Origin of the sequence: Candidatus Thioglobus sp. (assembly GCF_028599055.1) — a bacterium.
GTDB lineage: Bacteria > Pseudomonadota > Gammaproteobacteria > PS1 > Pseudothioglobaceae > Thioglobus_A.
On the sequence record NZ_JAQRMS010000025.1, the window covers coordinates 1 to 13881 of the forward strand.

Genomic DNA, 13881 nt, shown 5'->3' on the forward strand with positions numbered 1-13881 from the left:
CTATAAGTGATAAAACCTCTATCAAAATACTCAGAGGAACCGCTTTCACTGGTGAGTAATGCAGATAAATTACCACCCGTACAAGACTCTGCTACGGCGATGGTAAGTGATTTTTGTTTTAGAATTTTAGATAATTTTTTCACTAAATATTTAAAGCGTTTTGCATCTCAAGCAGCTTGTGTTTTTCGATATTAGTGGTTTCACTTTTACTAAAAATATCCAATAGATAAATAGTATCTTGTTCAATTTTTAAAAAATATACCACACGAAAACCAGCACTTTTCCCTTTTGGATTTGATGAATTTTGCAGGCGAATTTTGTAAATATTGTCTGTTATTTGAGTGGCGTTATGACTATTAGATTCTAAAACATCAACCAATTTTTCGTAATCATAAACAAGTTTTTTATATTTCTTACTAAGCCTTTTAAAGGATTTGAAAAATTTTTTGGTTTCAATTATTTTCAAGCGCATCTTTTAATTCTTTAATAGTGTCCCTTGCACTAATGCTAGGCGTTTCACCTGCGCTCATTAACTTCACCTCTTTCAACGCTGAGTGTAAACGCTGATGAACGTCTCGCTCGGCAACACTATCAATATAGCTTTTTGCTGCTTCAATTAAAATTTCTGAGCGATTGACCTTGTATTTTTTGGTCAATTCGTCAATCTCGTTTAACAAATAAGCAGGCATTCTCAGTCCAACTTGCTGTTTTTCTAATTCTTTTACGGTATGCATAGTATATTTTTTTATAAATTGAAATTAAATTATATATTATTGTTTTACCATTAAAAAACAAATGTTATTTTATTTAACCCTAATCCAAATATAGAAATTGCTAAAATAGTGTTATCCCTTGCCCCATATGCGTTTGTAAAAAATATTAGTCCCACCCATAGGTTCGGCGGCTATTTTTTGTAAATGCATATGGGGTAAGGGGTGGCGCTAGGTTGGTGATTTCTATTTTTGGATTAGGGTTTAAGCGCCGCTTGAACAATTTCAAAGATATCGCTTGACAAATCTTTTGTTTGCATAATCCGCTCCAACTGCTGTTTTTGCAGTGCTTTTAGCTCTGGGGTGAAGCGCCTCCAATGGTTATAAACCGATACCAATCGCGCGCCTATTTGTGGATTACTTTTGTTTAATTTTAAAATAATATCAGTAAAAAACTCATAACCAGCCTGATGGTGAAAATTAATATAATTTTGAGTAAAACCACCCACCACACTGCGCAGACGATTTGGCGTGTTAAACGAGAACAACTCATGCGTCATTAATCGCTCAATATCCTCTACGGTTGTCAATTTAGCAGTGGACTGTGCAGCAAAGAATTTATCCATCACCTGAACGTCATCTTTATAAGTTTGGTAAAAAACCTCTTTAGCTTGCGCTTGATAAGAGTTTTTACAACTAAGCAATGCATTGAAAGCAGCAATCTGATCGGTCATGCAATTCGCTTGGTTAAACTGCTCATTAACGAGTTGCAAATGCCCTGCTTGACTCAAATAGTACAAGCAAGTATTTTTTAAAGATCTATTGCCAACTGCTTCGGGCGTCAACTCATAAACATCGGTATTAATTAATGATTGATAAGTGGCAAGTAGTAATGATTCGAATCGATTGAGTATTTTTTGAATGACCGCTTCACGCTGCTGCTGAATTTTAAACACATCAATCACCTTAACCTGTTGATGTAACAGTCGCTCTGAAGGCAGGGTTAATACCTTGCTTACTAAAGATTTATCTGTGGTTGTGTTAATGAATTTTTCAAGGGCGTTGAAAAAATTCATCTCATTCACCTTATCTGGCGTTAGAATCATTGACAGCCATATTTGCTGTGCATTATCCCAAATAGAAAATGCATCCTCTTCACAGCCAACCAAAACTATTTTTTGCACAACCGTTAACTCTGTAACTAGCTTAATAGGTGCTGAAAACTCTCGCAACCACGAAGCGATTGGTTTAGAAGTAACCCCTGTCAATACAAACTCTTGTTGTTTTTGATCAACTGTTAGCATACCTTGCTTGATCTTTTTACCTTGTTCACTGAACAAAGCATAATTCAAAGGCCAGAAATAACAATGCTCACCAAGTTGCTTGACAACCACTTGCAGACTTTGCTCTTTTTCGTTGTAATTCGAACTAATGCTAACGCTTGGTGTGCCCGAGCATGAATACCAAGTCATGAAGGGTTTGAAATCAAAATCATTGGCATCACTCATGCTGGCAACAAAATCATCAATCGTAACCGCATCACCATCATGACGCTCAAAATAAAGTTTCATCCCTTTTTGAAAACCTGCTTCACCTAAAAAACTATGAATCATGCGGATCACTTCTGCACCTTTTTCATAAACAGTTAGCGTATAAAAATTGTTCATTTCTATATAGCTTTCTGGTCTGACCGGATGCTTCATCGGCCCTGCGTCTTCTGCAAATTGAAACGTGCGTAGTGCGTTAACATCTTCAATACGCTTAATCGAACGAGCGTGTAAATCAGAGGTAAATTCTTGATCTCTAAAAACGGTCAGACCTTCTTTCAAGCTTAGCTGAAACCAATCTTGACAAGTGACTCGGTTACCCGTCCAATTGTGAAAATACTCATGACCAATAACCGCTTCAACATTAATAAAATCTTTATCAGTCGCTGTTTTCGGATCTGCCAATACAAAGGTTGAATTAAAAATATTCAAGCCTTTGTTTTCCATAGCGCCCATATTAAAATCATCCACGGCCACAATCATATAAATATCTAAATCGTATTCCAAATTAAAACGTGACTCATCCCAAGCAAAAGAACGCTTAAGCGAATCCATGGCAAAACCAGTTTTGTTAATATTATGATGCTCAACATAAATTTTAAGCGCTACTTCCCTGCCCGAAATGGTTGTATAACTATCTTCCAATACGGCAAAATCACCAGCCACCAGTGCAAACAAATAACAGGGTTTTGAAGTAGGGTCATGCCAGGTGACTTTTCCTGCTGATGTTTTGGTTAAATTACCATTACTAAGTAACACTGGATATTTATCTTTATCAGCAATGATGTGTGTCGTAAATACACTCAGAACGTCTGGCCTGTCAAGATAATAGGTAATTTGCCTAAAACCATGCGCCTCACATTGTGTACAGAAATTACCACTAGACTGATACAAACCATTAAGACTAGTATTAACTTCAGGATGAATTCGATTAACAAGCTCCAATACAAACTCATCGTTCAATTGATATAACTGCAACCCCTCATCTTGCAATTCATAATTAGGCTGATCACCCTCTATAACAATAGAGATTAACTCTAAGTCAATACCATTTAAAAAAAGTGTATTGTCATTGGTCAAGCATTTGGGATTTTTATAAAAATGAATCTTTGAGCTAACTATCGTCTCATTCTCGCGTAGATCAAAACTTAACTCTGTAGTATGAATAAGATAAGCGCTAGGCTGATAATCTTTTCTGTAAATCGGTTGTGGTGCTATAGCGCTAATAACAATACTCCTAAAATAATTCTATACATAACAAACGGCATTAATCCAATTGTATCAAGCAGTTTAATAAAAAATACCACGGTCAAGTATGAGCTGATCGCCGCTATAGAAAACCCAACAATTAACATGGGCCAATCGACTACTTGCGGCTGTTGATACAGATCCAACATCATCAATAATGCAGATAATGTAATCACTGGAATGGATAACAAAAAGGCAAATTGTGTCGATATGTTTTTAGACAAACCAATCAATAAGCCAGCAGTAATGGTAATACCTGATCTTGAGGTACCTGGAATTAGTGCCAAAGCTTGCATAACACCAATAAAGCTCACATCTGTCCAACTCAACTCAGATCTTGGCGCTGTATTACGGCCATCAATCCAGCTTGCTAAACCTAACAACAGGCCGAAAGCCAAGGTTGAATAAGCAATAATTTCGGTTGAGCGTAAATTAATTTCAATAAAATTCTTAAACAGCAACCCAGCCAAACCAACAGGAATAGTGCCCAATAAAACACCCCAAGCCATCTTGGATTGGCCAACGGTTTGAACCTTAATAACTGAGTAGAAAAAATCAATCATTAACATTTTGATAATGGCTCGATAATAAAACACAATGGCGCTCAAAGTACCCATGTGTACAACCACATCAAAGGCCAACCCTTGATCAGGCCAGTTCGTTATTTTTGGCACCAGAATTAAATGCGCCGAAGAAGAGATTGGCAAAAATTCACTTAGTCCCTGAACCAATGCTAATACGATTGTTTGAATGAAATCCATAATAAGGTAAGTTTACAACTTATGCGTCAAGTCTTGTTCTTTAAATCCGGTTAATTTTACCTGTTGTGTTGTATTAAGCGCCAACACTTTAAAGCTCTCACCCATGGCACTGGGCAAAATTAACTGCTTGACTTGTTGTGCAAGCGTGATGCGTTTATTTTCATCAGTTTCGTTCAAAAGATACTCATCAATCCCTAAAGAAAGTAAAAACATTGCCTGTGTTGCATACCCGATAATATTAAAACCACTTGAGCTGGCTTGATCAGCAATATCTGAAAAATTAACCGATGTGGTAATGTCTTGCTCGCCAATATTAATAAAAGGATTGTCACTGGCTTTATGATGATGATAGCAACGCAGTGTGCCGTCATTACGCTGTGGATGAAAATATTCATCTCGATGCATGCCGTAATCAATAAGCAAAATTAGTGCGTTATCTACAGCATCATGCAAAGCATTAATCCAAGCATTTGCCTGCTGATTAATTTCAGTCGTATATCCTTCACTCATCAGTGATGGCAACGCATAATCATTCTCACTAAGCTTAATATTCTTAATCTGCCAATCAAACCCCGTTTGACTTAAGCCAACACCTAATTCATAAAAATGCTTTTTTTGTTGAATGATTCGTTTTGCTGGCATGGCATCTAGGACTTCGTTCGCAATAACAACGCCACAAAACCCTTTGGGCAATTCATCCAACCAAACCACTCGACCCAACAATTCAGGCAGCACACTGGAAATTGTTTGCTGTTGACGATACCTAAGTTCAGCACTTAATTCCAAAATATAATAATGTTTGGGTAGTTTGTTCAATCGGCCTAATTCAAACAATATCTGCGCAGCAAGCACACCACTGCCAGCACCAAACTCTAAAATATCATCTTCCAACTTTAATACTTCAGCGCACTGTTTTGCTAGACAAAACCCGAATAAGTCTGATGTTTCAGGTGCAGTGATAAAATCACCTTTTTCACCAAATTTTTCAGACCCTGAGCGATAATAGCCCAATTTTGGATAATACAAAGCCAATTGCATAAATTCATCAAAACCTATGGGCGCTTGATTTTGTATAATAGTATCTTTAATAATTTCTTCAAGGTTCATCGAACTAGTATTTTATATGAAAACAGCTTTAGTCACAGGTGGTGCACATCGCATTGGTCAACAAATTTGTCGCAGCCTCCATCAGGCAGGATTCAACCTGATCATTCATTATCGTACGTCAAAATCTGCTGCCAAATCTCTAGCGGACGAATTAAATCAAATTCGACCTGATTCAGCTGAAATAGTAGCTGCTGAGCTTGCAGATTTAACTGATATTGAGCAATTATGTCAAAGCGTTACCAAGCTAGATGTCTTGATTAACAATGCATCAATCTTTTACCCAACACCTATTGCCGATATTACGCCAGCTAATTATCAAACAATGATGAATACTAATTTAATGGGGCCTTTGTTTTTATCTGTCAATCTACAACCACAGCTTGAAGCGAGTCATGGTTGTATTGTTAATATTGTTGATATTCATGCAGATCGACCATTGAAAAATCACTCACTTTATAATATCTCTAAAGCCGCGATTGGCATGATGACCAAAACACTGGCTAAGGATCTATCTCCAAATATTCGAGTGAATGGTGTAGCACCAGGCTCAATTTTGTGGCCTGAAAATGATGCAGAACTGACTCAAGCACAAAAACAATCCATGCTTAAAAAAATCGCCCTAAACAAACAAGGGTCTGCAACTGACATCGCCGATACTGTCGTATTTTTAGCAAATTCAAACTACATCACTGGTCAGATTATTGCTGTTGATGGTGGTCGATCACTCAACCAATAAAGCAAATAAAGAGCCCTTCTACATCAAACTTTCTTTTAACACTAAATCCTTATCATTTGTGTTAAAATAAAGAGGCTTGATATTTGTTTTTATCAGCCAATAAAGAATTTATAAATACTTTTGTGCCAACAATAACGCCACAAAAGTTTAATAATATTTTGGGCTTATTAATGCCACATAACAGAATAATTCAGATCTTATTACGCTAGAGTAGCAAGACCTGAAAAAGGGTTTAAACCCTTGTAAAGAAAGGTTTTTATCATTAATGATGAATATAGATCACACTTTAATCTCGAATCAGCACCTGAGTGCTGATTGCCTATGTGCGCATATAAGTCCACCACAACAAGGACTTAACCATGAATCATATTTTAATCAACGCCACTCACAAAGAGGAAATCAGAGTAGGTGTTGTCAAGAACAAAAAGCTCACTGGGCTTAACATTGAAACCAGCCTTAATAAGAAAACCAAAGGCAATATTTATCGCGGTAAAATTTCTCGAGTAGAGCAATCTTTAGAAGCAGCGTTTGTTGACTACGGTAAAGAAAGACAAGGCTTCCTGCCATTTAAAGAAGTAGCCGAATCACTCTACAATGGCGCCACTCCGAAAGGCTCTAAACTCACTATTTCTGACGTTCTAAAAGAAGGTCAAGAAATCATTGTACAGGTTGAAAAAGAAGAGCGTGGTAACAAGGGTGCCGCTTTAAGCACCTATATCAACCTTGCTGGTGCGTACATGATTCTAACGCCTAACAACCCTAAAAGCCACGGTATTTCTCGTCAAATTACTTCAAATGATCGTCAATCATTAAAAGAAATTATCGGCAAAATTGTTATGCCTAAAAACTCAGGCCTAATTATTCGTACTGCAGGTAGTGGCAAAAGCCTAGAGGAGCTTCAATGGGAGGTAGATTACCTATCTGACCTATGGAAATCCATTAATACAGCTGCCGAGAATCGAGCTGCACCCTTCTTAATTTATCAAGAAAGTGACATTATTATTCGCACCTTAAGAGACTACCTACGTGCTGATACCGACAGTGTTATTATTGATGAATTAGAGGCGTTTCAAAATGCCAAAGAGTTTGTTAGCTTTGTATTGCCTCAATACCTTGATCGCATCAAGTTCTTTGATGTCAGTGAGCATTCTTTATTTAACCACATGGGTGTTGAAAACCAAGTACAAAGCGTTTTCAATCGTGAAGTAACACTACGTACAGGTGCCACAGTTGTGTTTGATCCAACAGAGGCATTAACGGCTGTTGACATTAACTCTGCACGCGCCACAAAAGGCTCTGATATTGAAGAAACAGCCTACAACACCAACCTAGAAGCTGCCAAAGAAATCGCCATCCAATTACAACTTAGAGATATTGGTGGCCTAGTAGTTATTGACTTTATTGATATGGCAACCGAAGAGCATCGACAAGCCATTGAAAAGGCCATGGAAACAGCAACTCAATCAGATCGAGCTCGCATTCAAATCGGCAATATTTCAAAATTTGGTTTACTTGAGATGTCGCGACAGCGCCTTATGAGCTCTGTGACCGAATCGGTTGAAAAATCTTGCCCGGCTTGTCATGGACGCGGCACTACGCCAACTATTCCAACACTGGCACTCAACATCTTAAGGCAACTAGAAGATGGCTGTAATGCCAGCAATCAAACCTCTAGATTAACCATTCAATCAAGTGTTGAAGTAATCACTTACATCCTTAATGAAAAGCGCCAGGATATTGCCCGATTAGAAGCTAAGCATAGTATCAAAATAACGCTATTGCCAAATCCGTACATGCAATTTCCGAACTTTACCATTAACAAGCAAAAAGGTAATAAAAAGTCTCAACATAAGAGTTACCAAGGCATCTCTAAACCACAGCAAACATTGGCCGAAAACGGATTGGCTGATGAATCAGAGATTCCAGCTATTAATATGAATCGCCCGCAAACGCGCGTTCCTGAAGCAGTAAGCAAAAAAGTGCAAAAACCTTCTTTATTGGAGAGAATAAAAGCGGCATTATTTGGCAAAAAGAAAAAGAAACCAAATAAGCGCAATAATAGTTCGAATAATAAAAATCGCAACCGTAATCGCAACCGTAATCGTAATAAAGGTAAAAGCAATAACGCACAGAATAAACCTAAGCAGCAGCAGAATCAGCCTAAAAAGCAAGCTGATAAGCCGCAACAGAATAAACCTAAGCAGCAGCAGAATAATCAGCCTAAAAAGCAAGCTGATAAGCCGCAACAGAATAAACCTAAGCAGCAGCAGAATAATCAGCCTAAAAAGCAAGCTGATAAGCCACAACAGAATAAACCTAAGCAGCAGAATAATCAGCCTAAAAAGCAAGCTGATGGCAACAATTCTAATCAAAAACAAGTTAACGGCAATATGGCAGATAAGCCACAAAAAGATGGCAATAAAGCAACTACACCAAAGCCTAAAGCCACTCAACAACCAAAACCTCAAGAAATTAAGCTAGAAGATTAACTCATGATTAAATTGGCTGTATTTGGTAATCCGATTGAACACAGTCTATCGCCTGATATTCATGCTCAATTTGCACAGCAAACAGGATTAACGGTTGAATATAAAAAAATCCTTGCACCAATTAATGGGTTTTGTGATAGCGCCAATCAGTTTATCAACAAAGGTGCTAGTGGATTTAATATCACTGTGCCTTTTAAATTAGATGCTTTTAACTTTGCTTCAGAGCTAACGTTAAATGCAAAAATGGCAGGCGCTGTCAACACCATTAAAATTAAAGACGATGTGATTATTGGTGAAAATACTGATGGCATAGGGCTGGTTAATGATTTGGTAAACAATCTAAAGATTAACCTTGAAAACAAGGTTGTGTTGATTTTAGGGGCTGGTGGCGCAACACAAGGCATTCTATTGCCCATATTAGAACAATCCCCTAAACGGGTTATGATTGCCAACCGAACCGCTAGTAAAGCCGAGAAACTACAAAAAGATTTTTCAAGCTATGGCAAAACGTGTGGATTTGGTTTAGAAAAAATCAAGAATGATCCGGTAGATATCATCATCAATGCAACCAGCGCATCACTTGATGGCAAGATGCCTGATATTGCTGGTGGTTGCGCAAATGGTGCTATTTGCTATGATTTAATGTATGGCAAACAAACGCCATTTATGGATTGGGCAAAGGTAAATAATGCTACTATGATTGTTGATGGATTAGGCATGCTGGTTGAACAAGCAGCCAGTAGTTTTGAGTTTTGGACCGGGAAGAAACCTGATACTCAACCAGTCATCAGCAACTTAAGGCGCTAGACGTTTAATGATCCAATTATCGCCCTGTTTAAGATAAACAAAACGATCATGCAGGCGATTTTCTCTACCCTGCCAAAATTCAATTCGATGCGGAATAACACGATACCCACCCCAAAAATCTGGCAGAGGTATTTCACCTTGTTTAAATTTATTCTTCATCGCTTCAAATTGCATTAATAGCGCCTGTCTGGATGTGAGGCCACTAGATTGACTTGACGCCCAAGCGCCTAATTGAGAATCTTTAGGGCGTGATGAAAAATACTTAACAGACTCCAAGGTTGATATTTTCTCAACAGCGCCAGAGATTTTAACTTGCCTTTCTAAATCTAGCCAAGGGAAAAGCAACGCAGCATTTGGATTGGCTTTAATTTGTTGCGATTTTGTTGAATTATAATTGGTAAAAAAAACAAACCCCTGCTCATCAAATGATTTTAACAATACCGTCCTAAGGCTCACTTCGTCCTCATTACTGGTGGCCAAACTCATGGCATTTGGCAAGGTTAATTGCGCATCACTCGCTTGCTCTATCCACTGTTCAAACTGAACAAATGGATTTTCATTCATTTGCGCACGCGTTATACCACTGCTGGTAAATTCGCGCCTAAGTTGTTGTAAATCAACACTCATCAGAAAGGTAAAAATTTATTTTTATTTGCTTCAGTCAAATGGTGTGAAATAAGATATTTAATCGGTGGAAAATGCTCAGCAATTTTCAACACCATTCTCCTCACTTGCTTAACAACTGGCGCATCATTGGTAAATAAGGCCACCACACCATTTGTGCCAAAAAACATTAATCGAGTTAGATTGATATGCTTTTTCTCATAAAGCTTTAACAAAGGCTCTGAGCCAATATCTTGACCATGAGTCAGTGCCTCTTTAACTAAATTGGCCAGTATATCCTGCCCTCTTAATCCTAAATTAAAACCATGTGCTGTGACAGGATGCATGCCAACAGAAGCATCACCAATTAATGCAAATCGCTGCGCGATAAAAGTTTGCGCATGCGTGCCAATCAATGGATAGGAATGCCTAACACCGGCTTGTGTCATATGCCCGAATTCATCCTTAAAGAAATCAGTCACAAAACTGTTAAATTCCTCTTCTGACATGTCTAGCATTTTTTGCGATTCATTAGTTTTAACTGTTAACACCACAGAAGATGCATTGCCCACCATTGGCAATAAAGCCAGTGTTTTGCCATAATCAAAACACTCTAGAGCAATATTGTTGTGCGGCTTCTCATGCGTCATTTTTGTCACAATCATCACTTTAGAAAAATCTTTCATTAGCGTAGGAATGCCAACTTTTCGTCGAATTTCAGAAAAACGAGAGTCTGCTGCAATGACTAATTTAGCCTCAATCGTCTCATTATTTTCAAGCACAATTTGCGCATGATTAGGCTGTTGCTGAACATCACTCACTTTAGCATCACACCTAAGGTCAATATTAGCAGCATCTTTAATTCGATCAAACAATGCTTGACGAATCAAGTAATTAGGTACCAAATAACCCAAAGCATCAATGTTTTTTTGATCAGGCTTAAAGTTAAGCAGTGAAGGCGAATCACCATCAAATACCTTGGCCTCTCTTAACGGGGCAACTTGAGTTTGATCAATCAAATCCCAAACGCCCAATTTTTTTAGAATTTTAAGCGATAAATGCGTAAGCGCAATCTCTCGGCCATCTTCTTGTGGCTTTGAAATAGACTCAAAATCTGAACGCTCAATTAATAAAACCCTGGCGTCTGTATCAAGCATCGAGCAAGCAAAACTTAACCCTGCTGGGCCTGATCCAATAATTACAATATCGTAAGGTGTTTGCATTTCTAGCGTAAATAATTTGAGATAATAAGCTTATTATAACTACCCAAGCTAATCATGATTTATGTTGTTATTCAATTCAGTGCAATTTTCTTCTTAATTGCCAACGCTCAATTAGACAATTTCAATTTAATCTCAACTGTTTTATTGATTTTATCTTTGCTAATCGGACTAATTGCTTTAGCCAATATGAAGATTTCCAATTTAAATATCACGCCTGCATTAAAAAAAGATCATCAATTGGTCACGGTTGGTATTTACACCTATATTCGTCACCCAATGTACACAAGCGTTATGCTCGCCTGCTTAGCTTTGCTGCTAACCAATACAACTCTTATTAATCAAATTGTTATGCTAATTCTTATTGTTGATTTATTTCTAAAATCCAATTTTGAAGAGAAGTTATTATCAAAGCGATTTCATCACTATAAAAACTACCAAAAGAAAACTGGCAGATTTCTACCGTTTATTTAATGAATTTAGCAACCCAATCGCTTCTTGATGATTGTTTTTTTGAAGCCTATTTAGCCAATATTTAGCTTTACTAATTGACACTTTTACTCCGGTGCCACTAAGATACATTTTTGCCACTTCAAATTGTGATGGTTGATGATTTTTTCTTGCTGCTGCAATGGTAAAGCTATAAGCTTTTTCCAAATTTTTCTTAACACCGTTACCCAGTTTGTAATGTTGAGCAATGGCCAAATAAGCATCTAAATTTCCTTGATCGAGTGCCTTTCGATAAAGCGCATGCGACTTAACATAATCAACTTCAGTGCCAATACCCTGTTCATATAAATCAGCCAATTTATGGCTTAATTTATCATTACCATTATCATACGATTTCCGGTACCAAGTAAATGCTTTTTTGGCACTAGGTTGAGCGCCAAATTTATAAAGAAAAAATTCCTGCTCAAACAAAGCCGCTAATTTTTCCTGGGCTTTGGCATGGTTTTGATTGGCCGACTTTAACAGCCAACTGTAAGCTTGTTCATAATCTTCGTCATCCGTATAAGCAACACCCAAGCGATACTGCTCATCACTATTACCCGATTCAGCTGATTTAAGTCTCCACCTGTTGGCAAGTATTGGATTTTTTTTAACCCCAACGCCCTGCTCATACATCTTAGCTAGATTATTCTGCGCATCTGCATAACCTTGAATGGCGGATTTTTTAATCCATTGCTGAGCCAAACTTAAATCACGCTCAACACCTATACCTAAATAATACATAGAGCCTAAATCATATTGAGATTTTGGATGACCTAAAGTAGCTGAGCGCGTTAGATGATCAATACCTTTGATATCATTTTGCTTAACACCCGTGCCAGTAATATACATAATGCCCAAAGCATTAATAGCATCAAGATTATCTAGTTTAGCTGCGTGTTCAAAAGCGCTTTTAGCTTTCTCTAAATTTTTTTCAACATTTTGACCGTAGTAATAATCGCGCCCTCTTTCATATAAAGACGTGTTGGCACTAAGCACTCCTGCCCAAATCAATACAGCAATCGATAAAAATTTCATGATTGGAATTGTAAACGATAACAATCCTAAAAACTAACTAATCCCAACAAGCTTTCTGAATTAAGGGAATTAAGGGGACACGATACTTAATTATATGTTTATATGTTTATCCATAAGCCTTTTGTCTATGTTGCAAATCAACAATTGCAACCAACACCCTTTCATTATCAATTAAGTAAAACAAACGATAACTGCCGATTCGATACCGATAATAACCGTCTAAATTACCCTTTAATTTTTTAATGTTGGTACCAAAAAATGGATTTTCTCTCAATTGCGGATAAACAATTTGCACAATCTTACTATAAATCTTGTCATCTATCTTTTTTCTAGTCTTGATAAAAGTTTTGGTTTCTGCAATCTGAAATTTAGACAATCGTATAATCTCCAGCCTTTAAATCATTAAGTCCGCTTTCTAAATTATCAAGCAACACTTTGTCTTGTAATATCTCTTTCATCTCAAGTTCATCAACATATTGATCTGTTAGCAAATATTGCATCGTAGCAAATTCAATAAAATTTGAGATATTTCGCTTTTGCCCTTCTGCGGCTAGCTTAATGGTTTTATAAATGTCATCATCAACACGCATAGTTACTGTCTTCATATCAATCACCTTTATTTGAATAAATATATAAACTATTATATTCAATTTTATTCAAACGTCAAATTGAAGGAATTAAAGGGACACAATACTTAATTATCTACTTTCGGTCCAGGCTTGTTTTTTCTAAGAACCCTATCAAGCAACCCCTCTGCAGTTTTCACAAAGCCCTCTTCTCCAAGTGGCCTGCCTGTTCGCGCATGCTTTTGTAGCTCGTCAACCTTGTCATCTTTTGACAGCTTCAGGTAAAGCTTCCAATCATCAACCAAATCGAGCAAGGGATTCGGGTCAATGATTCCCAGCTCATCTTTGCCAGATAAGTGCGCATGAACACTGCTATATTTGTAATCCCAGGGGTTTTTGACCATGCCAGCGGCCACAGGATTAAGTTCTACATAAGCCGCCGCTCTGAGCAAATATGACTCATCCATGGGAAACGAAGCAAAACGCCCTTGCCATAAATAGCCCGTCCACTGCTCGCGGGTATTGATCATTTTTGTATAAAGCCTGTGTGTTTCACCAAT

Annotated in this window: 16 protein-coding genes; 4 read left to right on the forward strand and 12 right to left on the reverse strand. The window is 37.5% G+C overall.

Translation table 11 applies throughout. From position 1 onward, the window contains the following. The 6 genes from PSN35_RS02935 to PSN35_RS02960 all read right to left on the reverse strand — a co-directional run. Window positions 1–143, reverse strand: a 143-nt coding sequence (locus PSN35_RS02935; protein ID WP_300029243.1) for a CinA family protein, incomplete at its 3' end; no start/stop codon positions are given. After that, window positions 143–466, reverse strand: a complete 324-nt coding sequence (locus PSN35_RS02940) for a type II toxin-antitoxin system RelE/ParE family toxin (RefSeq protein WP_300029206.1) — start codon at window positions 464–466, stop codon at window positions 143–145. The genes PSN35_RS02935 and PSN35_RS02940, both read right to left, overlap by 1 nt. Next, window positions 453–734 carry a hypothetical protein gene (locus PSN35_RS02945; RefSeq protein WP_300029208.1) on the reverse strand — a complete coding sequence of 94 codons (282 nt, stop codon included), beginning with the start codon at window positions 732–734 and terminating at the stop codon, window positions 453–455. The genes PSN35_RS02940 and PSN35_RS02945 overlap by 14 nt, the downstream gene beginning before the upstream one ends. Window positions 735–967: 233 nt before the next feature. Then, window positions 968–3490 carry an aminopeptidase N gene (pepN, locus tag PSN35_RS02950; RefSeq protein WP_367183371.1) on the reverse strand — a complete coding sequence of 841 codons (2523 nt, stop codon included), beginning with the start codon at window positions 3488–3490 and terminating at the stop codon, window positions 968–970. Continuing rightward, window positions 3472–4266 carry an undecaprenyl-diphosphate phosphatase gene (locus tag PSN35_RS02955; protein ID WP_300029211.1) on the reverse strand — a complete coding sequence of 265 codons (795 nt, stop codon included), beginning with the start codon at window positions 4264–4266 and terminating at the stop codon, window positions 3472–3474. The genes pepN and PSN35_RS02955 overlap by 19 nt, the downstream gene beginning before the upstream one ends. Window positions 4267–4278: 12 nt before the next feature. Beyond that, the gene (locus tag PSN35_RS02960; protein ID WP_300029214.1) at window positions 4279–5373 is read right to left on the reverse strand and encodes an SAM-dependent methyltransferase; all 1095 of its coding nucleotides are present in this window, start codon (window positions 5371–5373) and stop codon (window positions 4279–4281) included. Between the two features lie 16 nt (window positions 5374–5389). Here PSN35_RS02960 and PSN35_RS02965 point away from each other — a divergent pair, with 16 nt between their 5' ends. The 3 genes from PSN35_RS02965 to aroE all read left to right on the forward strand — a co-directional run bounded on the left by PSN35_RS02965 (window position 5390) and on the right by aroE (window position 9405). After that, window positions 5390–6109, forward strand: coding sequence for a pteridine reductase (locus PSN35_RS02965; RefSeq protein WP_300029217.1), 720 nt, complete (start codon window positions 5390–5392; stop codon window positions 6107–6109). A gap of 359 nt (window positions 6110–6468) precedes the next feature. After that, window positions 6469–8598: an Rne/Rng family ribonuclease gene (locus tag PSN35_RS02970; protein WP_300029220.1), complete on the forward strand. Its 2130-nt coding sequence runs from the start codon at window positions 6469–6471 to the stop codon at window positions 8596–8598. Window positions 8599–8601: 3 nt separating this feature from the next. Further along, complete coding sequence (gene aroE / locus PSN35_RS02975) at window positions 8602–9405, forward strand: shikimate dehydrogenase (protein WP_300029223.1); 804 nt, start codon at window positions 8602–8604, stop codon at window positions 9403–9405. Here aroE and pdxH read toward each other — a convergent pair. Both pdxH and ubiM read right to left on the reverse strand, forming a co-directional pair. After that, the gene (gene pdxH, locus PSN35_RS02980) at window positions 9394–10032 is read right to left on the reverse strand and encodes a pyridoxamine 5'-phosphate oxidase (protein WP_300029225.1); all 639 of its coding nucleotides are present in this window, start codon (window positions 10030–10032) and stop codon (window positions 9394–9396) included. The genes aroE and pdxH overlap by 12 nt on opposite strands. Further along, the gene (gene ubiM, locus PSN35_RS02985) at window positions 10032–11231 is read right to left on the reverse strand and encodes a 5-demethoxyubiquinol-8 5-hydroxylase UbiM (protein WP_300029228.1); all 1200 of its coding nucleotides are present in this window, start codon (window positions 11229–11231) and stop codon (window positions 10032–10034) included. The genes pdxH and ubiM overlap by 1 nt, the downstream gene beginning before the upstream one ends. 54 nt (window positions 11232–11285) lie before the next feature. Here ubiM and PSN35_RS02990 point away from each other — a divergent pair, with 54 nt between their 5' ends. Continuing rightward, window positions 11286–11702, forward strand: coding sequence for an NnrU family protein (locus PSN35_RS02990; protein WP_300029231.1), 417 nt, complete (start codon window positions 11286–11288; stop codon window positions 11700–11702). Here the strand turns inward: PSN35_RS02990 and PSN35_RS02995 are convergent. From PSN35_RS02995 to PSN35_RS03010, 4 genes are all read right to left on the reverse strand, one after another. Beyond that, window positions 11688–12755 carry a tetratricopeptide repeat protein gene (locus PSN35_RS02995; RefSeq protein WP_300029233.1) on the reverse strand — a complete coding sequence of 356 codons (1068 nt, stop codon included), beginning with the start codon at window positions 12753–12755 and terminating at the stop codon, window positions 11688–11690. The genes PSN35_RS02990 and PSN35_RS02995 overlap by 15 nt on opposite strands. A gap of 106 nt (window positions 12756–12861) precedes the next feature. Next, entirely contained in the window at window positions 12862–13131 is a 270-nt protein-coding gene (locus tag PSN35_RS03000; protein WP_300029236.1) for a type II toxin-antitoxin system RelE/ParE family toxin, read from the reverse strand. Then, window positions 13124–13360 carry a CopG family transcriptional regulator gene (locus PSN35_RS03005; protein WP_300029239.1) on the reverse strand — a complete coding sequence of 79 codons (237 nt, stop codon included), beginning with the start codon at window positions 13358–13360 and terminating at the stop codon, window positions 13124–13126. Before PSN35_RS03005 ends, PSN35_RS03000 begins: the two co-directional genes overlap by 8 nt. Window positions 13361–13449: 89 nt before the next feature. After that, window positions 13450–13851, reverse strand: coding sequence for a transposase (locus tag PSN35_RS03010; RefSeq protein WP_300029241.1), 402 nt, complete (start codon window positions 13849–13851; stop codon window positions 13450–13452). Window positions 13852–13881: the final 30 nt, after the last annotated feature.